Annotated in this window: 19 protein-coding genes and 1 pseudogene; 6 read left to right on the top strand and 14 right to left on the bottom strand. The window is 58.6% G+C overall.

What is annotated here, in order from left to right:
- The first annotated feature begins 18 nt into the window (after positions 1-18).
- Both IFT59_RS20260 and IFT59_RS23330 read left to right on the top strand, forming a co-directional pair.
- A complete protein-coding gene (locus IFT59_RS20260; RefSeq protein ID WP_062458994.1) occupies positions 19-327 on the top strand; it encodes a helix-turn-helix domain-containing protein in 309 nt (102 codons plus the stop codon).
- 92 nt (positions 328-419) lie between these two features.
- On the top strand, positions 420-545 hold the full coding sequence (locus IFT59_RS23330) for a hypothetical protein (protein WP_274598297.1): 126 nt from the start codon (positions 420-422) through the stop codon (positions 543-545).
- Positions 546-642: 97 nt separating this feature from the next.
- Here IFT59_RS23330 and IFT59_RS20255 read toward each other — a convergent pair whose 3' ends face one another.
- The 5 genes from IFT59_RS20255 to IFT59_RS20235 form a co-directional block, all read right to left on the bottom strand.
- Positions 643-1680: a dipeptidase gene (locus tag IFT59_RS20255; protein WP_192088043.1), complete on the bottom strand. Its 1038-nt coding sequence runs from the start codon at positions 1678-1680 to the stop codon at positions 643-645.
- A gap of 108 nt (positions 1681-1788) precedes the next feature.
- Positions 1789-3147: a lipopolysaccharide biosynthesis protein gene (locus IFT59_RS20250; RefSeq protein ID WP_192088042.1), complete on the bottom strand. Its 1359-nt coding sequence runs from the start codon at positions 3145-3147 to the stop codon at positions 1789-1791.
- Positions 3137-4216, bottom strand: coding sequence for a GNAT family N-acetyltransferase (locus tag IFT59_RS20245; protein WP_192088040.1), 1080 nt, complete (start codon positions 4214-4216; stop codon positions 3137-3139). The genes IFT59_RS20250 and IFT59_RS20245 overlap by 11 nt, the downstream gene beginning before the upstream one ends.
- Before the next feature lie 63 nt (positions 4217-4279).
- Positions 4280-5215 (bottom strand): hypothetical protein, encoded by a 936-nt coding sequence (locus tag IFT59_RS20240; RefSeq protein WP_113165123.1) that lies wholly within the window; start codon positions 5213-5215, stop codon positions 4280-4282.
- Between the two features lie 229 nt (positions 5216-5444).
- Positions 5445-6980 (bottom strand): GumC family protein, encoded by a 1536-nt coding sequence (locus tag IFT59_RS20235; protein WP_192088038.1) that lies wholly within the window; start codon positions 6978-6980, stop codon positions 5445-5447.
- Positions 6981-7188: 208 nt separating this feature from the next.
- Here IFT59_RS20235 and IFT59_RS20230 point away from each other — a divergent pair, with 208 nt between their 5' ends.
- The 4 genes from IFT59_RS20230 to IFT59_RS20215 all read left to right on the top strand — a co-directional run bounded on the left by IFT59_RS20230 (position 7189) and on the right by IFT59_RS20215 (position 12711).
- Entirely contained in the window at positions 7189-8484 is a 1296-nt protein-coding gene (locus IFT59_RS20230; RefSeq protein ID WP_092664206.1) for an O-antigen ligase family protein, read from the top strand.
- 118 nt (positions 8485-8602) lie between these two features.
- Entirely contained in the window at positions 8603-9787 is a 1185-nt protein-coding gene (locus IFT59_RS20225; protein WP_249407665.1) for a glycosyltransferase family 4 protein, read from the top strand.
- A 149-nt stretch (positions 9788-9936) separates the two neighbouring features.
- Positions 9937-11121 (top strand): glycosyltransferase family 4 protein, encoded by a 1185-nt coding sequence (locus tag IFT59_RS20220; RefSeq protein WP_192088036.1) that lies wholly within the window; start codon positions 9937-9939, stop codon positions 11119-11121.
- Positions 11122-11127: 6 nt separating this feature from the next.
- Positions 11128-12711 carry a glucosamine inositolphosphorylceramide transferase family protein gene (locus tag IFT59_RS20215; RefSeq protein ID WP_192088034.1) on the top strand — a complete coding sequence of 528 codons (1584 nt, stop codon included), beginning with the start codon at positions 11128-11130 and terminating at the stop codon, positions 12709-12711.
- Between the two features lie 57 nt (positions 12712-12768).
- On the opposite strand, the gene IFT59_RS20210 is transcribed toward IFT59_RS20215, so the two are convergent.
- The 9 genes and pseudogenes from IFT59_RS20210 to IFT59_RS20175 all read right to left on the bottom strand — a co-directional run bounded on the left by IFT59_RS20210 (position 12769) and on the right by IFT59_RS20175 (position 21176).
- On the bottom strand, positions 12769-13527 hold the full coding sequence (locus tag IFT59_RS20210) for a WecB/TagA/CpsF family glycosyltransferase (protein WP_192088032.1): 759 nt from the start codon (positions 13525-13527) through the stop codon (positions 12769-12771).
- Positions 13528-14213: 686 nt separating this feature from the next.
- On the bottom strand, positions 14214-14735 hold the full coding sequence (locus IFT59_RS20205; protein WP_092664216.1) for a flavin reductase: 522 nt from the start codon (positions 14733-14735) through the stop codon (positions 14214-14216).
- Between the two features lie 39 nt (positions 14736-14774).
- Positions 14775-15554, bottom strand: coding sequence for a pyrimidine utilization protein D (rutD, locus tag IFT59_RS20200; protein ID WP_192088031.1), 780 nt, complete (start codon positions 15552-15554; stop codon positions 14775-14777).
- 4 nt (positions 15555-15558) lie between these two features.
- On the bottom strand, positions 15559-15945 hold the full coding sequence (gene rutC / locus IFT59_RS23015) for a pyrimidine utilization protein C (protein WP_062458958.1): 387 nt from the start codon (positions 15943-15945) through the stop codon (positions 15559-15561).
- 39 nt (positions 15946-15984) lie between these two features.
- A pseudogene (gene rutB / locus IFT59_RS23010) lies at positions 15985-16707 on the bottom strand (pyrimidine utilization protein B); the annotation flags it as partial.
- Positions 16704-17795 carry a pyrimidine utilization protein A gene (gene rutA / locus IFT59_RS20190; protein WP_192088027.1) on the bottom strand — a complete coding sequence of 364 codons (1092 nt, stop codon included), beginning with the start codon at positions 17793-17795 and terminating at the stop codon, positions 16704-16706. The gene rutA and the pseudogene rutB, both read right to left, overlap by 4 nt.
- A gap of 211 nt (positions 17796-18006) precedes the next feature.
- On the bottom strand, positions 18007-18825 hold the full coding sequence (locus IFT59_RS20185; protein ID WP_113110054.1) for a bifunctional allantoicase/(S)-ureidoglycine aminohydrolase: 819 nt from the start codon (positions 18823-18825) through the stop codon (positions 18007-18009).
- 76 nt (positions 18826-18901) lie between these two features.
- Positions 18902-20434, bottom strand: coding sequence for a UxaA family hydrolase (locus IFT59_RS20180; protein WP_113110055.1), 1533 nt, complete (start codon positions 20432-20434; stop codon positions 18902-18904).
- Positions 20435-20489: 55 nt separating this feature from the next.
- Complete coding sequence (locus IFT59_RS20175) at positions 20490-21176, bottom strand: FadR/GntR family transcriptional regulator (protein WP_062458943.1); 687 nt, start codon at positions 21174-21176, stop codon at positions 20490-20492.
- Between the last annotated feature and the right edge of the window lie 164 nt (positions 21177-21340).

Here is a 21340-nt window from a genome sequence, read left to right as displayed (position 1 = left end):
CTAGCAATCTATCGAAAATTGACCTATATGATTTGTATTGACCAATATGGGCAGAATAGAGCGATGGGTCAAGCCGCGCAAACTTGTATATTGTCTCCAGCGCTTTGCCGGGCGGCCCGAGGGTTCCTCGACTGGACCCAGTCGGACCTTGCCGATCGCTCAGGCGTGTCGCGCAGCACCGTACGCGACTACGAGGGCCAGCGACACGATATTCACAGATCAACCGAGGCTCAGCTGCGCCAGGCGTTCGAAGGCGCGGGCCTTGCATTCGTCGTGACCGAGAATGGAATTGGGATCTGTCCCGGCGAACAGAAGCAAGAATGCTGAGGCTGCCGATCGGCACCGCAAACCATTTCTGACCCCGGGAACCAAATTCGCGCCAAGAGCTTTCTCCCTACATGTGAGGGAGGGATTATCACATGAAAATTGCTCTGCTTTCCGCATCGGTCGCAGTCGTGAGCCTAGCCGTCGCGGCTTCCTACGTCCTGCCGTCGGGCAGCACCCTGGAACGCGGCCAACCCTACAAATACGCGATGGCACGCTAATGCATCTCTCAGGCGTTTGAGAAACTCGCGCTGGCGTCTGACGCCGGGTCAGGTCGCTTTCAACGTTTCGCACATCTGGCTGGCGGCCTTGTGCCGCTCATGCAGCCCAGCTTCGGCCCAGCACGTCGATCCAGTTTTCGAATGCGATCTTCGCAATGTCTTCGCTAGAGAAGCCGTGTTTACGCAGGGCTTCGATCAGGCGCGGAAGGCCGCTTGCATCTTTCAATTCCGAAGGCACGGTCGTACCGTCGAAATCCGAGCCTAGCGCGACGTGATTGATTCCGATCCGCTCTGCGATATAGGCAATGTGCCGCACAAGCACATCGAGGCTCGTGCTTTCGTCTCTGCGCCCGTCGTCGCGCAAGAACAGGACACCGAAATTGATGCCGACGAGCCCGCCTGTATCACGGATCGCGTCAAGCTGGCGGTCCGTGAGGTTTCGGCTGTGCGCAGAGAGCGCGTGCGCATTGGAATGGGATGCGACAAGCGGCGCCTTCGAGATTTTTGCGACGTCCCAGAAACCGGCCTCGTTCAAATGCGACAGATCGACCATAATCCTGAGGTCGTTGCACGCACGAATCAGGTCTCGTCCGGCGTCACTCAAGCCCGGGCCGATATCCGGCGTTGACGGGAACTTGAACGGAACGCCATAGGCAAAGACGTTCGGACGGCTCCAGACGGGACCAAGAGTTCGCAAGCCCGCTTGGTGAAGCACGTAAAGCGCGTCGAGATCCCCGGCAATTGCTTCGGCGCCCTCGATATGCAACACAGCGGCAAAGCTGCCCGTTGCAATCGAGCGGCGGAGATCGTCCGCAGTCCGGCAGACCGTGACCCCGCCGTTGGAACGGCGCTCGATATCCAACAGGATCCGGGCCATGGCGATCGTCTGGTTCAGCGCCTCGGGTTGAGCCGGGGTCGGAAAATCGCCGTTCTGGTCCTTTGCCATGGACGGCGACGGCACATAGATGGCGCAGAGACCGCCGGCCAATCCACCCTCGCGGGCGCGCGGCAGATCGATATGACCATCCTTCCGCCCGTCCAGAAAGTCACCGACAGGATCCTTCGCGTCGCTCAGGCGCAAACGCAAGAGCACGTCGTTATGACCGTCGAAAACCGGAACGGGAGAGTTCGTCATCTGTGGAAAAGTCCTGGGGAACATGATGCGGAAGACTTCTAGATAGGATCTCCGGCTCCGAAATACACCCGCGAGACACAGCGGAAAGAATTCGCTGCAGCCCTTTTATCATGCCCGCCTCAGGAGAAGCCGGAACATCGACGAGTCGAACCCGGTCAGGGCTTTGTCCGCAATGCGCAGGACGATCGACTGAAGCGCGAAAGCGGCAGCGGTCGTCGCAACGGCGCCCATCACCCCGAAATGCGGGACGAACAGGAAGAAGCCGGCAATCCGCACCACGACGCACACGGCCATGATCTGGAGATAGCGTCCTTCGTGGCCTGCCAGAAGCAGCATGATCACAGACGGCCTTGTCGTTCCGAGCGCCGCGGTGCCGAGGCAGAGGACCAGCAGTTCCGGGAAATACGCAGCATAGGGTTCGTTGATCAGCAGAAGGGCGAAATAGCCGCCGACCAGAATGCCGATCAGGCCGATCGCGCTGAAGGCAAGGGTTATCCAGGCAAGGCTGTCGAGCATCTTGTTGAGCGCCCGCTGTTCTCCGCGATAGTAGAGCCCCGGGAGATGGCGCGTTCCGAAAAGATTGACGGAATCTGCGGCAGCCGCAAACAGATTGGCGAGGCGAACGGTCACGAAATAGGCCCCTGCGATTACCGGGTCCATCAGATAGCCGATGATGATTACATCGATATACTGATTGGTTGCCTCGAGGGATGTCGCAAGCCAGAAGCGGACCGATCGCGGAAGCCATAGCCGGTAGTCCGCAACCGCACGGATACGGTTAAAGTCCGGAAAACGATGCAGGATTCGTCCGCGGATGAGATAGAGTTGCAGAAGGAGAGCAAGACCTGCTCCAACTGCCAAGGCCAGGAAAAGATGGGCCGTATCCGGTCGTGTCCCGCTGAAGAAACAGGCGAGCAGATAGAGGACGGGCACGCTCCCGACAATGGCGTTGCCCGCGCCGTCTCCCGAGGCAACGCCGATCTCGGTTCGCACAAGATGCATGCAGATCTGTAGCACGGAGACGATCATCATATAGATGACGCAGGTTATCGCTGTCTGGCCATCGACCAATGCGGAAGCCCAGAAATACAGACCGATCGCGACGATAACGGTGCCGCTGAGCGACAGAAGCAGCGTGAAGTAGAGCGCGCCTTTCAGCTTTGCGGCATTGCCCGCCGCCGTCATCTCGTTCCACATCCGCAGCACGAACGGCTCCTGTCCGGCGGCTGCCACGATGCAGAGCAGCCCCGCTGCGGAGTAGAGGATCGAGTAATGTCCGAACGCTTCGGGATCGAGAAGCCGAGCAGCAAGCGTGATCAGCGTGAAGTTGAGCAACACCATGCCGATCTTGACGCCGACGACGACAGCCATCCCGCCGATATCCGGCCGGCGGATAAGCGCGCCGATCCGACCGGCAAAGGTGCGGTGGGCAGCGGGCGCCACGTGGTCGGATGCATCACCGGACATTGGCGACCCCTTTTCTCAGGAAGTTCTTGAGCGGCTTCGCATGGTGATAAATGGCGGCGACCGCAGCACCCTTGAGTGACAGGGCTACGGTGATATTGCGCATCGTCGTTTCCGTCGGGCGAAAATGCGTTTTGTACCCGGGATCGCCGAGGCAGAGATCCATTACTCTGTGGCCGTCCTGGTGGCGCAGCTGTGCGACGCGGTAAAGGATCTGCATTCCGGCCGAGATTTTCTGATGCTTCTTGATGTCGGATGCAAGCAGCGTTGCGTGAAACTCGCCGTCGCCTGCCAGCCCGAACAGGGCAGCGACAGGTTCTCCAGCGAGATAGCTGACGTAAAGCACAGCTTCTCCTGAAGCCGCCGCTGCGACGGCATAATCACGATAGAGATCGAAATATTCATGGCGATCCAGCAGGTTCTCCGAATAACGGTCCTGTCGCGCATCCCGAAGGAAGTCGAAGACCGCGCGGATTTCCTGCTCGTCCGTAATGGCTTTGTGCAGGTAGGGGCCGTAGGCTGCTTCCGTCTGTCGGTGCAACCTGCCAAGGTTCTTGGTGAAGTTGCGGTTCATCACCTTCAGGCGCCAATGGTCGAAATCGTCGCCGATATCGAACGCGTAGGCAGAGTTCTCTCCCCGGCTTTCGCGAGCCCCCTTGAACAGACGCTGGATGTCGAAGCCATCGGCACGAACCTTGCGGAACATCAGCAGGTCGCCACCGCGAAGCGTTTCGCGCAACGCCTTTAGAACGGCCGGTGATGCGGCGATCTGCTCTAAACGCTCCGCGTCGCAGACGATCGTGTTGTAGTCGCTGATACCGAAATCCGCAGGCTGGATTATCATCACCCCGGATGAGCGCTGCATCACGAGGGGAAGCACGGCAAGGAGACTGTCGTCGGCTTCGTTGCGGAACGTCACCGTCCGCTGCTTCGCGCCCAGGGAAGGACCGAGGCGCCGGTGCAGCATGTCGAGCCACATCGGCGCCTGAAAGGCAGTTCCCTTCCCTTCCGAATAGAGGCGGCGATATTCCGGCCCTGAAAAATCGAACGTCTCTTCTACGGTGACTTTCATGGCTTCAGGGCTTTTCTCGATCGTACTCTGGCGGGGAATTGTCTTCGGCAGTTTGTCCTGTTCTCAGCTCAGTGCGACCCGACCGCCTTCGGCCGATGCATCAAGCTTGAAATCGCGCTTGATGACGACATCACCCTTTTTCTGCTTCCCAGCCTTCTTCCAGGCAAAGGCCGCCGCCGCCTTCGGATAGACATGCAGGCCCGAATTTTCGGTCGACAGTCCCTTCACGCCGAGCGTGCGGCGAAACACGCCGTTGCCATAATGGACCGCGTAGGAATTCCAGATCTGCTTCGTCCAATGCTCCATCGTCACGGAGATGTTCATGCAATCATGGTTCTGTACGCGATGCGGTGCATAAAGCGGCCATGTCACCATTTCTCCCGGATGCAGATCGACAGCCGTTGCGTATTCGTCGAACCACGTCTCGTAGGGCATTTTTTCATCGGTCTCGCGCAGCAGGATCTTCTCCACCTGCATCGGGCGCAGAAACACTTCCGAGCGCGGATAAAGATAGACGCGCTTGCTGCCCTCGATCTGCCAAAGCGACTGGCCCTGGATATCGGCGTGGTAGAAGACGTTGGCGTTGGGAGACGAGACGAGCACTCCGAGATTGCGTTTGAAGGTCTCGAACCCGGGCATGCGGCCGGCGAATTCGGAAAAGATCGTGTCGAGCAAACGGCCATATTCCGGCGCCCAGTCCATCACGCGGCGAATGTTCATCCACATGCGGCCCTTTTCGACTGCAGCGAGTGCCTCAGCGCCCGAAATGCCGTTGCGGACGCCATAAAGTCGCGATGGGTTGGTGATGTCGTCGGACATGGATTCCAGCCCGAACTCGCTATCCGGGCAGCGTTCGATCAACTTGCCGACAGCCTCCCTCGAGAACAGACCGGTTTCAAGGAGGCGATGATTGAGCTTGACGATCTCATTGCCGAACAAACGCGCGTGGCGGTCTTCCCAGTTGGCAATGATGTCCTTGTTCATGAGCATAGAATTCATTGAAATCCACTCCCTAACATCCGTTCGTCACCAAGGGTCGACAATCGGTCTTGATACTTTCAGGATATCTTCGCTGGAACAGATAAAGCGAAGGTCTGACCTGGTTCTCAGATACAGCACTCCGGCCAGCGATGAGTAAACACGGGCTTTGTTCTTTCCAAATCGGTTAACATGGAGTGAGGCCGACCATTAAAATCCGCCCTATTCTCTCGGGCAGAACTGCGACCCATCAGGCGTCCGGGTTCCACCGATACGAGCGCGGCGCAGGCGATGGCTCGTCCGGGAGCATTGACAACAACGAACCGGTGCGTGGTGCAGGCTTGCGCTCGATCTCTTTCGGATAGTCTTCGTCCAGCGTCTCGGTGCGGGCGTGTTCCGGCCCCCGTTGCGGATGATTGACATCCATCGCGATGCCGAAAGCGAGCACGCCGAGTGCACCCAATGTAAGTCCGACTGCGGCGCCGAAAACGGCCGCCTGCGCGATGCTCGGCGGCCAGCTCCGCTCTCTTGGAGCGATGGGAGCAGAGATTACACGGAGATTGGTCGTATCGAGCTGTTGCCGTTCGGCTGCCATTCGCGCCCGTCCGAGAAAGGCTTCGTAGACTGCGGCTCTCGCAGATGCCTCTCTCGACAATTCCCTCAGACGCACCTGCGCATCGTTATCCGAGAACACACTGGTAGAAACGGTCTTCGATTCACCTTCGAGCTTTTCGACAACGGCCTTTGCCTGATCGTATTCGTTGCGGGCAGCAAGCGTCAGCCGGGACATTTCCCGGGCGATTTCCTGGTCGAGCGACTGCAGCCGCGACTGAACCGCGGCCCTCCTCGGATGCCTTGTACCGAACGTCAGCAACTGCTCGTCGGCTTCCTGCTTGAGGGTCGAATACTGGGCCCGCAGCGCGGCAAGCGTTGCGGACTGCATCGCCAAGGAATCGTTGCCACCAGCAAGCATCTGCTTGTAGCGCGAGTCAGCGGCGATCAGACGTTCGCGAGCCTCGCGCAACTGGGTGTCGACCTGGACCATGGAACGGCTGCTAGAAAGCTCGCCTTGCGAAGAGCGAAGGCCGCTTTCGCGCCGAAATGTTTCGACGGCCTCTTCGGCCTCGATGACACCCTTCTTCAGCTCGGTGAGCCGTGCAAGAAGCGAGTCTGTCGTTCTCTTCGCGCCGTCGACATCGCCGGCATTGAGTTCGGCCTTGAATTCCTCGATCAGCGCTTGCGAAATCCGAATGGATTTCTCGGCATCCCATGTCCAGACCGACATGAACAGCACGAAGGATTTCTCATCCCGCTGGGCTGCAAGTCTCTTGTTGAGAGATTCCAGCGCGATGATTCTCGGATCGACCGGCGTCGCGGGTCCACCGAAGCTGAACAGACTAAAACCGCCAGCTGGAACGAATTCGATGTCGTTGGTAAGATCGAGCTTTTCGAGCACCCGGAGAAGCACGTTGCGCGACAGCAGGGTTTGAAGCTTGCTGTCGGCGTTGAGGAGCAGCGTTTCGCGCATGTCGTTGCGCGAACCCGTCTCTTCGCCCACGATCTGCAGACCGGCGGGATCGATGACGAGTTCGCTCGTCACCGTATAACGCGGCTTGGAAATGACCGTGTAGGAAACTGCAAGTACCAATCCGATGAGGGCAGCTGCGACGATCCAGCGGAATTTTTGGCGCAGCCAATAGGCCAGCCGCCCCAGATCGATCTGAAGGTAGTTTGTCAGCCCTTCAGGTGCGGAGCTGTTCGACCGAGCTGGATATGGAGGCTGCATTCGGTTCACGTCTCACGGCTAATGGCAGAGCACCGGCTCTCTCATTCCACCGCATTTATCACAGCCTGTGCTTAAGATTGTTTTAAGCCAAGCCTGACCGATCGAACGGATAACCTTGCCGACGACCCGCCGCTTAATGCCGGTTTAAGGGTTTCAGGAATAGGGACTTTGAGGCATTTGGATTAACGGATACGAGGCGGATTTTGAAATGGCGCATCGCTATATCGCACCGGCCATGTTCCTGCTTCTGCTTCTTTCCATGTGGGTGCCGGCCGAAGAGCTGAAGCTGCCCTCCTGGACGGAGCAGGCCCGTTATCTCGTCTTCCTGATGCTCTCCGGCTGGATCGTCGTGGTGGCGTTTATCAAGGTGGGGCTCAGGATCCCCTCCGGCATAGAATGCACCCTGCTTGCAGCGTTCCTGCTCTATGTCAGTTTTTCCGCGGTGTGGGGCGTGCAAAGTGCCGACAGCTACATCAAGGCAATCCTGATCTTCAACGCGCTGGTGACGTCGCTTGCGATCGCCAACACGCTGACGCTCGAACAGTCGCTGCGGGTCATGTTCGCGGCCCTCTCCACCTTCGTTGTCGTCTGCGTTCTGGTCGCGCTGCTGGTCCCTTCGATCGGTGTCGACAGCAGCTGGGAGCATGCGGGAAAGTGGCGCGGCATTGCCGGGCAAAAGAACGGGCTCGCAGCATATGCGGCCTACGCGCTGATCGCGGGCGTTGGTCTTCCCCTGCGCCAACGCGTCACGCCGCTCGCGCAATGGGGCGCGCTTGTCGGTCGTATCGCAATGGTCGGGATCGCCTTGCTCGCGGTCTATATGGCAGGATCGCGCGGCGGCCAGCTTATATCAGTTCTGGGCGTCGCATCGATTGTGATTTCCAGACTGCCAAAGCTCCTCCAGAGACTAGCACTGCTCACCGGTCTCCTGTTCGCGATACCGATCATCAATCTCGTCTCGACGACGTTCGTGGTCGATGCCGACAAGATCGGCGTTGCAGGCATCACTGTCGATACCAACAGCCGCATGAAGATCTGGAGCTACGGCTTTCGTGAATTGCAGGGACGCGAGATCTTCGGCTTCGGCCTTGACAGCTTCTGGACTCCGGAACGCCTGACGAGCTTCAAAAGCGTCTATGGCTGGGTGCTCGACAACTTCCACAACGGCTATATCACGCTCATCATCGAAGGCGGCATCGCCGGCTTCCTGCTGTTTCTCGCAGCACTGTCAGCGACCTATCTTCTGCTCGTCGTATCGGTCGGAAATGTCAGAGACAAGTTCATCGGCCTGTCGTTTGCCTACGTCAACATGTACACCGTCAACAACCTCGTCGAGAACGAAATCGGTCGGTCGACGTCTCTCCTGATCTTCATCTTTCTCATCCTTGTCTTCTCGATCAGGCGACAAGTGTACCAGCACTATCCAGGACTTCAAAAAGCAGACGCAGCCTATCTGCATGGCGGCGTCCGAGTTCATCGCGGTCGTTTGCCGGCATCAACGTGAGAAGTGAAATAGTACGTTTACGATACCCGCACAAATCATCGTTACTGTTGGAAACGATGCTGTTAGCCTATTGTTTAGACGAACAATCTACTATTGCCCCACCAATTAGGAGTTGAAATTGTCCAACCGAGCCAGGCAGCCGAGGCGTGTGCTTTTTCTGCAAACTCAGGCGGAATTGGCGGGCGCGCAGGAGATCTCGCGGCTTCTCGGCCAGGAGCTTTCGCGTGGGCAACTGACGGGTGTGCCGGAATACGAAACGCACCATCTTTTCCTGTACCGGAAGACCGATGGCTGCGATCACTTCCCCAATGTCCATTTTGCAGCACCCCGCAGGCCTCAAAGCCTCGGCGAATGTCTCACCTTCGCGCGGAATTTTTTCTCCATCGTGCGCAAGATCAAGCCGGATACGATGTTGACCTTTCAGCACTACGGCAATGTGCTCGGTGCACTTGTCGGGCGGGTAATGGGCATTCCCTATATCGTCGCAAATCAGGTGTCCTCGCCCGCAACCGTGAACCGCTTTGTTGGCCTGGCCGATCGCATCCTCGGCACACTTGGTTTCTATGACGTGATAACCGTCAACTCCCATGCGACCTGGAATCACTTCCAGTCCTATGCACGAAGCTACCGCAAACGGCTGGTCCATATTCCGCATGGCTTTGCGCAGAAAACCACGTCGTTATCGAAAGAGGAGGCAAGGGACTGTTTCGATCTGCCCAAGGATGTGACGATCATGGGAACGGTCGCCCGGTTGCATCCTCTGAAGCGCATTGATCTGGCAATCTCAACGCTGCCGCATTTGCCAAATCTGCACCTGGCCATTGCCGGCCAAGGCCCACACAGAGAATGCCTCGAGGCTCTCGCCCATACGCTTGGCGTTTCAGACCGTGTCCATTTCGCAGGAGAGGTCAACCCGGAGCAGATCGGGACTTTCCTTGCGTGTCTCGACGTCTTCGCGTTTCCGACGGCCGCAGAGACATTCGGGCTTGCAGCCGTTGAGGCCGCGCAGGCAGGCGTGCCTGTCATCGCGAACGATCTGCCGGTGCTGCGCGAAGTCCTGCAGGTGGAGCGATCCGCCTGTGCCCTCTTCGTCGATGCCGAAAACACTGATAAATTCGTCAGCTGCATCGAGTTGCTGCTTGCAGACAAGGCGCTGTATGACCGGCTCTCTGCATCGGGACGCGAACTCGCCGAACGTTACTCTCTCAATCTGATGGTCAGCGAGTACACGAAGATCATCATCAAGAGCAACGCTGAAAAAGGGGCTCCCAGCCGCTCTTCTGCGTTCAAGACGTCGAGTTGAGGTCATGCGCCGCGCAAAACGTCCGCACCGCACGACTTCCAAGAAAATCCCAGTAATACGCAGTATCGTTCGAAAGCTAAGTATCGTGTTTAGCCTCTCTTGAGCTTTCCCTGTCTTTATCGTCACTATACGAGTGAACCGGAAAACCTATGGCCGAGAGCGCGCAGCGACGTCCGACACGTCTTCTCTTTATCCAGACGCAAGCTGAAGCAGCGGGCGCTCAGGAGATCACGCGCCTTCTCGCCGAACAGCTGTCGAAACCAGCGATTTCCGGACAGCCCGAATTCGAGGCGCATCACCTGTTCCTCTATCGCAAGACCAGCGGCTGCGACCACTTCGAAAATGCGCATTTTGCGGCCGATCCGAGACCGCAGGGGATTTCGCAGAACCTTGCCATGCTTCGTCGTCTGTCGCAGCTCGTGCGCACGATAAAGCCCGACGTGATGCTGACCTTTCAGCATTTCGGCAATGTTGTCGCAGCTCCGGTCGGTCGCTTGCTCGGCGTACCCCTGATCATTGCCAACCACGTCTCACCGCAGGCGACGATTTCCCGGCCGGTCGCCCTTGTCGATAAGGTGCTTGGCATTGCCGGCTGCTACGACGAAATCACTGTAAATTCGAAGGCCACCTGGCGGGACTACCAAGGACACCCGGCATCCTACAAGCGTCGACTGACCTATGTTCCGCACGGCTTTGCCGACAGAACCGTTTCGATGACGCGGCAGGAAGCGCGGGCAAAATTCGGCCTTCCAGCCGACGTCCCGATCATCGGAAGCGTCGCCCGTCTCAACGCCATCAAACGAATTGATCTCGCCATCAGATTGTTGCCGGTCATGCCAGATGTCCATCTGGCACTGGCAGGTCAGGGACCGGAAGCGCCACGACTGCGAGCTCTCGGCGCAGAACTCGGCGTTTCGGATCGGCTTCATTTCGCAGGCGAGATGCCGTCCAGCGAAATCGGCGCCTTCCTGAAAAGCCTCGACGTCTTCGTTTTCCCGACGTCTGGAGAGACGTTCGGCCTCGCGCCGGTGGAAGCCGCTCAGGCCGGCATTCCGGTTGTGAGTTCCGACCTGTCCGTCATGCGAGAAGTCTTGCAGGTCAGGGGAGAGCCCTGTGCCCTTTTCGTCGATACGACCGATACGGCGTCATTTGCAAAAGCAGTTCGCGCTGTACTTTCCGATCCCCTTCTGCGGCAAAGGCTATCGGAGTGCGGGCAGCGGCTGCGCGAACAACACTCGCTCGATGCAATGGTCGACGGCTACCGTCGCCTGATCCGGCGACAGCCGAAAACATCGGAAGACAGGTTGCAGGCGTCCGGACAGCTTCAGAAATAAATGACGATGGACAGCGTTTCAAACTCCGTCGCTCCGATGAACATCAAGATTGTGGCGGAGCGCTCCTCCACATCGGCGTGGATACAGTGGCTCTGCCGTCGGCTTGAGCAGCGCGCCGCCGGTACCACGGTGCGCCTTCAATTGGTCCAGGGGGCTGATCAGGCAGCGCAGCCTGCCCTCGAAAGCCTTTTGCAGCTTGAGAAGATGGTGCTTCGACGCCACCAGCCGTGCCTCTGCGACCGTATTGAGCCGGATGCGTTGGCGGACTGGCGAACCCGGTCGGACAACGCAGCTCCGGATATTGTCATCGACCTCACATCGAACCGGAGCGCATCCCCCCGATCGACACGGATCTATCGGCCGTTGTTCAACGGCCACGCCGGTGAATTCAGTCTCGCTTCGGCGCTGTTTTTCGAGGGAACACCGCATATCGAGATTGAGTGCACCCTGCCTTCCGGCGAGCGCTGGATTGTTGCCGATGGCTTTGCGTCCCTCGAAGCTGCGGCTGGTATCGGTGGCGCGATGGAAGCCGTTTGGTCACGGACAGCCATCCTTCTCATCAAGGCTTTGCCGGAAGAACCGCGCGCGCCGCGTATTGCAGACAACACGGCCCAGCCACACGCACGCGCTATCACCCGCAAAGCGGTGACTGTTCGTAGCGCCAAGATGCTGGCATCTGCCGCGGCCCGCGCTGCCTATCGGCTATGCTGCCACGCTCCCCACTGGCGGATCGGCTGGCGTCGGGTCGCCTCTGACAATGACGTTTGGCAACGACGCGACCTCGGCGGGACACCCTGGGAGGTTCTCGCGGACCCAATCGACCATTTTTACGCAGACCCGTTTCCGTTTCGTTGGCAGGGCAAGGACTATCTCTTCTTCGAGGATCTTGATCAGAAGACCCAGAAGGGCATCATCAGCGTCGTCGAGTTTGACGAACAAGGACGGCCGGGCCCAGCCATCCCTGTTCTGGAAGAGTCCTGGCATCTGTCTTATCCGTTCCTCATCGAAGCGGATGGTGAGATCTGGATGGTTCCGGAGGCGTCTCTCAGCGGCGAGATTTCCATCTACAGGGCAACGCGCTTTCCGTTCGGCTGGGAAAAACACGCGACACTTGTTTCCGGCATCGAGGCCGCCGATGCGACGATCATCCAGCACGCGGGAAAGTTCTGGATGTTCGCTGTGACAAGGGATGGTATCGGCGGCTATTCCGATACGCTCTGCTTATGGTCGGCGGAAACGCTTCTCGGCCCCTGGCGACCGCACGCCGCGAACCCGCTTGTCATCAACGACCGATCCGCGAGACCCGCGGGCAACATGATATGGCGCGACGGCAAACTGCTGCGTCCCGTGCAGGATTGCCGCAACGGCTATGGGGCAGCTTTGAGCCTTGCCGAAGTGACGCGCCTGGATGACGAACGGTTCGATCAGGTGATCGTAAAGCACTTGAGCCCCGGCAAGCACTGGCCCGGCCGAAAGCTGCATACGCTGAATGGCAATGGTTACATGGAAGCGATCGACGGAAGCATTATCCGCCCGAAATGGTCGTTCGCGGCCGGCATCGTCGACAGCTTCTACAAACCTGGCGCGTGACGCGCGGCTCGTGATGAGCGCATCAATGACCTGCCTTCATCGGAAGTCAGCACCCGATCAATTCGAGTGGGTAAACAGCGCTCGAATGGCAGCCGGGTTCGACAGCAGATACCGCATCGTCAGGCGGCGTGGCTCATTATACATCCGGTAAGCCCACTCCAACCCGTACCGCTGCATCCACAACGGCGCGCGGGCGTTTTTCCCCGAGACGAAGTCGAATAGACCGCCTGATGTCTTGATCACACCGACAGATCGCAACCGGTCGATGTTCCGGCTGACAAAGGCCTGCTCAAGCGGAAAGCCCAACCCGATCCATAGAATATCGGGCTTGCTTGCCTGGATGTCGGCGATCACCGCATCCTCTTCGCCACGCTTGAAGTAGCCGTTTCTGCGCCCAGCGAATGTGAGGTTTGGATACCTCGTCCGCATTGCGGCGACTGCCTTGGCGTTGACCTCTTCGGTTCCGCCGAGAAAATAGAAACTGACACCTGCCCGCTCTGCCTTGAGTGCCACCGAATGCACGAGATCGGTCGTCGCGATCCGTTCGGATACAGGATGCGACGAAAACATTCTGGAATACATGATCATGGGCATGCCATCGGCGTGGATCTGGTCGGCTTCCAGCATCAACTCCTGGAAGTCGGCCTTCTTCGCGCACATCGCGATCACCTGTCCGTTTGCCGAGGTAGAATAGAACGGCTTGGCACTGCTGCCCCGGTGAAGGAGCGCTTCATCGATGAAACCCTGCGCCGCCTCATCCATGCTGCAGCGGACAACGGGAAGACCGCCAAGCAGCGTCGTGGGCCACTGGCCCATCGTGCTTTCCTGTGCGTAAACGTCGCCAGGATGTAGTGATGGCTTACCCATATCTGCCTCGTTTGGAAGGTCAGACCACGGCTTGCGGGGACCTTTCTTCGATGAGATATAGCCCTCGCCGTCCATCACTCAATTGATATGTAGTGCGATAGTTAATTCTGAAACAATGTCAGAACTCGTTGAAAAACAACGCGAATGAGGTGGTTGATATTCACTCAGATGCTTACCAAAAAGGACCATGCACGAGGGTGTGCGTTCCAATTCGGGACAGCCTTGCCGTTCACCTGCAAAGCGTCGATCCATGAGAATCAGAGTGCTTGAACGCTGACCGTACGGGACCCCGAGACATATTCGCGCGGCATTCTCGGTAACCCGGTCGGTCGCAGACGATCTTGATGACGGGATCGGTTTAAAGTCTGCCGGTGAACATCGATTTTCTACAGCAGAAGAAACGTCTTAACGGTTGCCATTTCTGTACGCGTTCCGGCGGCTTTTCCGCTGCTGCTTCCGACGATCACGCGCGGTATAGACGACCGCCGCGACGACAATCGCGATTTCCGCGACAGCTGCCAGGCACCACATTGTGCTTCCCATGAACTCCTGCCCTTACGTTCAGACCATGCGCTTTGACCTTGGGCGATCATCCGAGCATTGCTCGTCTGAACAAACCCCAATGTCACTCCCCACTAAAGCGCGTGATACTTTCGATCGAGATAGATAAGCGACTGACCAGCCTTTGGCTGCACCGTGGTGAGCACTTCGCAGATCAGGATGTCATGCGTGTGACCGTCGGCAACGGACACAACGCGGCAATCGAAGCAGACGAGAGCGTCCTCGAGGGCCGGGCTGCCCGTTGTTAGCGGCGCCCAGGTTGCTCCGGCAAACCGTTCATCGACGGGCGTCTTGCCCCCGAAAAGCTGGCTGAGGTCTGCATGGTCGGCCGAGAGGACGTTGACGCAGAGGACGCCGTTTTCCTTAAGCGGCAAATAGGCGCTCGAGGTTCGGTTGAGGCAAACGAGAAGCGTCGGGGGACTGTCGGAAACGCTGCAGACTGCGGTGGCGGCAAATCCGGCACGGCCACCCGGTCCATCCGTGGTGACGATATGAACGGCGGCGCCGAGGCGCGACATCGCGTTTCGAAAGTTCATCCGTGCGTCAACGACTTCTGGATTAACGTCGAGCGCAGGGGCAGATGCATTCACGGACATGGCTATCTCAAAACTTTCAGCTCGAGCGTACAGATGAAATCAAACCCGGCTTAGAAAATCTACCACGAGTTTGTTGAATTTCGGTGCATCAACGATATTCACCGCATGTGCGCCGAAATCCAGCAAAGCGAGTTCGGCATGGGGCATCATGTTCGAAAGCCGTACCGAGCGGGTGTAGGGCACAAGGAGATCATCCTTCGTGGCGACCAGCAAGGTCTGATGAGTGATTTCGGCAAGCCGGTCGCCGATGTCGAAGCTTCTCAGAGCTGCAATGCGCCTCATGATATTCTGCTCGCCCTGAAAATGGGCCGCTGCATGCGCCTCCTCGGCATTCATGCGTTCGGCGTTTTCAGACATCCAGACGGCCGGATAGAGAAACAGCGGTTGCGCCTTCACGAAGGCCGGGACGCCGGAGTTTTTGAGAAGCGCAATCCGCACGTCGAAACAGCGGCCGGAATGCGGATCGGCCTTGTCCCATGCATTGATGAGCACAAGCCTGTCGATCATCTCCGGCTGTCGTGCGGCGATTTCGAGCCCGATTAGACCACCAAGCGCATGGCCCATGAAGCTGAATGTCTTGAGGCCGAGCTCTTCCGCGAGCTTCATGACGTCATCCGCCATGGCCGCGATGCCGCCTTGCTCGGGCACCTCGCCAGGGGAACGGCCAGTTCCCAAGTGATCGTAGGTGATCACCCGGAAATGCTCGGAAAGCGCCTCGATCTGCGGCGTCCAGTAGGTGCCGCTGCCGCCGAGGCCGGAGGACAGAATGATGGTCAACGCGTCCTCTCCCGACGCGCCAAAAATATCGTAATGAACCATGCCGTTACTTGCCGATGTGGGCGACTGTGGCGATCTCAACGAGAGCGTCCGGCTTCACCAGGCCGCACTGAACGCAATACCTGGCCGGCTTGTCGCCCGGGAAATACTCCGCGTAGACCTTGTTCACGGCCTGATAATTCGCCCAGTCGGTGATGAAGATATGGTTCATCGTGACGTCCTCCATCGTGCCGCCGGCGGTCTCGATGACGGATTTGATGACCTCCAGGACGTGACGGGTCTGTGCTCCGGCATCACCCACATGGACGACGTCGTTGTTCTTGTCGAAGGGCAAGGTCCCCGAGACGTAGACAATGCCGTCTGCCAGCGTTCCCGGCGAATAGGGCGCGATCGGCTTCTGGGTTCCTTCCGGAACGATGATCGACTTTGGCATTCCGTTCTCCTCTTTGTTTTTCAAATTCACATATCCGGTGGGAGCGGCCTGACTGATGGCACCGCAGAAATCATTGACGGTCGCGACCCAGCCGAAGAATTTCTCCACGTTGTAGACGGTCGCCTGCTGAATGAAGTCCGGCCCCAGGTGATGCGTGGCATCCTCCAGCATCACGCCGAAATATTCGAGGTGAAACGCGTCTCTCAGCGAGCTTTCGACGCAGACATTGGTGGCAATGCCGACAAAGACGAGATTGCGGATGCCGTGTGCGCGCAGCACGCTGTCCATATTGGTGTTGAAGAAGCCCGAGTAGCGGGTCTTCGGCACGAGGATGTCGCCAGGCTTCGGCTGCAACTCGTCAACGATCGCGTAATCCCAGGTGCCCTTGGCAAGAAGCTGGCCCTGCAGTTCCGGCCGCGCCCGCATGGTCTTCAGCGCATTCGACTTGTGCCAGTTGGGGGACCCGGGACCGCCGGCTTCCACATAGTCCTTGTCCCAGCCATTCTGGAAATAGATCACCTGCACGCCGTTCTCACGGGCGGCATCCAGCGTCTTCTTGATATTGGCGATCGTGCCCTTGGCGCCGGCGATGTCGAAGCCGGCAAGATCGACATAGCCGCCTTCTGTCGAATAGGCGTTCTGCATGTCGACGACGACGACGGCGGTTTCCGATGGCTTCATCGAGATCGGTTCCGGTCGTGCGGGAAGCGTCACGCTTTCCAGACGGCTTGCCGGTGCCTGATATCCTGCGACAACCGTCATTCCGCAGCCTCCAGTTCCATCTTGATGTGCTGGCGGCTCTTCATCAGCGGCTGCACGAACTGTCCGAATTTTTCGATGCCTTCGAGAAAATCGTCGAAGGTCAGCATCACGCCACCGGTGCCCGGCACTTCCGCCATCTCGTCCAGCATCGCTGCGACTTCGGCATAGGAGCCGATGAGCGTGCCCATGTTGATATTGACCGCAGAAACCGGGTTTGCCATGTGGCGAACATTGGTATCGGAGCCGGACTTGGTATCGACAGCGCTCTGCAGACCGAGCCACTTGATCGCGTCCTGATCGGCACCGGCCTTGTAGTGCTCCCACTTGGCCCAGGCGTCTTCGGATTTTTCCTCGGCAAGAACCATGGTCAGCACGAACGAGCGCACGTCGCGGCCGGTCTTTTCGGTCGCTGCCAGCAGGCGTTCGTTGGTCGGCGCAAAGGCCTTCGGTGTGTTGACGCCGACGCCGAAGCAAAAGCTGTAATCGGCATATTCCGCCGAGAAGGCCATGCCGGCATTGGATGAGCCCGCGCAGATCACCTTCACATCCCCTTCCGGGATCGGCTTCATGCGGCAGTCGTCCATCTGGAAATACTTGCCCTTGAGATCCGACTGGCCGGTGGTCAGGAGTTCCTTCAGAACGGTCGTATATTCGCCGAGATAGGCATAGCGATCGGCGAAATAGTCGTCGCCGGGCCAGAGCCCCATCTGGCTGTATTCGGGGCGCTGCCAGCCGGTGATCAGATTGATGCCGAAGCGTCCGCCGGAAATGCTGTCGATCGTCGTTGCCATGCGCGCAACGATTGCCGGTGGCATGATCAGGGTTGCGGCCGTGCCGAACAGTTTGATCTTGGACGTGACGGCGGCAAGGCCTGCCATCAGCGTGAAGGATTCCAGATTGTAGTCCCAGAATTCCGTCTTGCCGCCGAAGCCGCGCAGCTTGATCATCGACAGCGCGAAATCAAACCCGTATTTTTCGGCCTTGAGCGTGATTTCCTTGTTCAGCTCGAACGACGGCTTGTACTGCGGTGCGTTTTCCGAAAGCAGCCAACCGTTGTTGCCGATTGGGATGAAGACTCCGACTTCCATATTCCGATCCTTCCATGCTGGATTTCCAGACAATGCGATAAACAGAACGGACGCAAGCTACGTGCCAGTTGTAGCCTCTCATAAGTTTCAATGACTTGCCAGACGGAGCCTCAAAGATATTTTATCGGCTGATAAATTTTTGACCATTTGATAAATTTTTCGGTGGGAGATCTGCCGAAGCCGTGTGCAGCAACGGCTTCGGCAGGTCCCGTTACAGTGCGGGATGCCGGTTGACGTCCTTGTAGAGCAGGTAGCGGAAGCGACCGGGACCACCGGCATAGCAGGCCTGCGGGCAGTAGGAGCGCAGCCACATATAGTCGCCGGCTTCCACCTCGACCCAATCCTGGTTCAGGCGGTAGACGGCCTTGCCTTCGAGAACATAGAGCCCGTGTTCCATGATGTGGGTTTCCATGAACGGGATCACCGCACCCGGCTCGAAGGTGACGATGTTGAGGTGCATGTCATAGCGGATGTCTGAGGGATCGATGAAGCGGGTCGTCGCCCATTTGCCGTCCGTATCGGGCATAGGGTCGAGCACGCAGTCGTCTTCATGGGTAAAGATCGCCGGCGGCATGTCCAGACCATCGACCACCTGGAACGCCTTGCGAACCCAGTGGAACCGCACCGGAGCGTCACTGCGGTTCCAGATCTGCCATTCCGAGCCTGCCGGCAGATAGGCAAACGATCCGGTCCGCAACTGGTTTTGCTGGCCGTCCATCTCGATCGTCATTTCCCCATCCACGACGAAGATGGCGGCCGAGGCGCGCGGGTCGGGCTCGGGACGAGCGCTACCTCCCTGCGGAGCGACTTCCATGATGTATTGCGCAAAGGTTTCGGCGAAACCGGAGAGCGGCCGGGAAATGATCCAGGCCCGCGCATTCTCCCAATGCGGCAGCATGCTGGTGACGATGTCGCTCATGACAGTACGCGGGATGACCGCATAGGCGGTGGTGAACACCGCCTTGCTGCTGAGAAGGTCCGTCTGGGGCGGCAGGCCACCCATATTCGAGTAGTAACGGCTGGTCGTCATGCGCTGCGATTCCCCATGCTTGGCTTATCCCTCAGGTGTAAGCACGGTTTTCAGCACGGGCAATATCCGTTTTCCGTCAGGTCACGGCTCCGACCTGCCATGGCACGAATTCGTTGTCGCCATAGTCGTAGATCTCGCTCACGGTCTTTTCGCCTGACGCGACGGCGATCACATGCTCGAAAATACGCTCGCCGGACTGCTCGATCGTCTCGTCGCCGGTGACGATCCCACCGCAGTTGATGTCCATGTCTTCCTTCATGTGCTCGTACATTTCGGAATTGGTGGCAATCTTGACGCAAGGGGCCGGCTTGAAGCCGGACACCGAGCCGCGTCCTGTCGTGAAGCAGATGACGTTGCAGCCGCCGGCGACCTGGCCGGTCACGGCGACCGGATCATAGCCGGGCGTGTCCATGAAGACGAAGCCCTGCTCCGTCACCGTCTCGGCAAACTCATAAACTGCCTTCAGCGGCATGGAGCCACCCTTGGCGACGGCACCGAGCGACTTTTCGAGAATGGTCGTGAGACCGCCGAGCTTGTTGCCGTAGGAGGGATTGTTGTTCAGCTCGTCGCCGTTGCGCGCCGTATAGTCGCGCCACCAGTCGATGCGCGACAGAAGTTTCTGCGCGACCTCAGGTGTCGACGCGCGACGCGTCAGGAGATGTTCGGCACCGTAGATCTCAGGTGTTTCGGCAAGAACAGTCGTGCCACCATTGCGGACGATCAGATCCGAAGCATGGCCAAGTGCCGGGTTTGCGGAAATGCCCGAATAGCCATCCGAGCCGCCGCATTCGAGCGCAAGCTTCAGTTTGGACAGCGGCTGCTCGGTACGCACGGCGGAGTTCACCATGGGCAGCATTTCCTTGATGATGGCGATCGCGGCGTCGATCGTCTTCTTGGTACCGCCATGCTGCTGGATCGTCATCGTCCGCAGCCGCTCACCCTCTTCCATCCTGTAGTGTTCGAGGATCGGTGCGATCTGGTTGGTTTCGCAGCCGAGGCCGATCATCAGGATCCCACCGAAATTGGGATGCCGGGCGTAGCCCTGGATGGTGCGGATCAGCAGGCGATAGCCTTCCGACTTGTTGTTGATTGCACAGCCGCTGCTATGCGTCAGCGCCACGACGCCATCGATATTGCCGAACCCGTCCAACCCGCCCATGCGGTTGAAGTAATCGGCAATGTAACGGGAGACGGTGGCGGAACAGTTCACAGAGGAGATGATGCCGATGTAGTTGCGCGTTCCGGCGCCGCCGAGGCCGCGATCGAAACCCATGAATGTCCGGCGCTGCTCGAGCGGCAAAAGGGCGCGCTCGCCACCATCGACGCAAAACTGGTGCTCGTGCGTCGATGGAAGCATCGCCAGATTGTGCAGGTGCACGTGATTGCCGGGAGCGATATCCTGCGTCGCAAGACCGATCACCTGACCGTATTTCTTGACTTCCTGCCCTGCCGCAATCGCCCTGAGCGCAACCTTGTGGCCTCGCCCGATCAGATCGCGCGCCAGCAGAGCTTCGATTCCAACCGGCGAACCCTGCTGGATCGACCGGCGGGCAACGGCAACGTCATCGGCGGTATTGAGCACGATGACCGGGGATGTCATGTCATTCATAATGGACCTCCTCCCTGGAGGTATCAAAATCGGGGTTGGTTTTAGTTTGCCGCTGCTAGTGGTCAAGCCAGCGGCGTTTCGATTCCTCCAGATGCATACGCATCATTGCTTGGGCTAGCAGCCCGTCACGCGCCTCCAGCGCGGTCAGGATTTCCTCATGCTCCGCGAGGGCGCAACTCCATGTTTCCGGTGTTTCGAAATGCTCCCGAAGCTGGGCGGAAAGAGGGCTGTGCCGATCGTCAAACAGATCGCCGATGATGCGGCCAATGACACTGTTTCCCGACTGGGTGGCGATCGTCAGGTGGAACTGGCGATCCTGGTCGACCGGTTTGCGGCCTTCCTCTATCTCGATCGCCATCGCGTCGAGCGTTTGACGAAGCGTAGCAAGCGCCTCCGGCGTGATGCGCGCGCAGGCAAGAACGATGGCGGCACCCTCGATTGTCGCACGCGCCTGCATCAGCTCGGCCGGGCTCTCTCCCATGGACCCCGACCATGCAGCGCGCCGCTCGGCGGCCGGAACGACATAGACGCCAGACCCCATGCGGATCTCGACAGTGCCGTCCAGTTCAAGTGCGATCAACGCCTCGCGTAGCGAGGGGCGCGACACACCAAGCTGCTGCGCAAGCTCCCGTTCCGCCGGCAGGCGCTGGCCGAAACGAAACTGCCCATTCTGCACCAAGCCGCGGATCTGGTCTGCGATCTGTTGATAAAGCCGGCGTTCCGGGATCCGAATTCCGTTCATAAGCGCTCCAAAACTGGCCTTACCATATTGCGTGACCGTTGAACTGGCAAGGCCAATGACGACAGCTACATGTCCCGTAACGCTGCGAAAACACAAATTTCGCCCTTCGCCACGAAACTGGCTTGACCATTTTGGTAAGGCCGCCTAGCAATATTGGCCAGACC

Source organism: Rhizobium sp. CFBP 8752 (assembly GCF_014842035.1).
GTDB classification, from domain to species: Bacteria; Pseudomonadota; Alphaproteobacteria; order Rhizobiales; family Rhizobiaceae; genus Neorhizobium; species Neorhizobium soli.
Note: the sequence above shows the minus strand (reverse complement) of the source record. Positions and strands in the feature narration are given on the sequence as shown.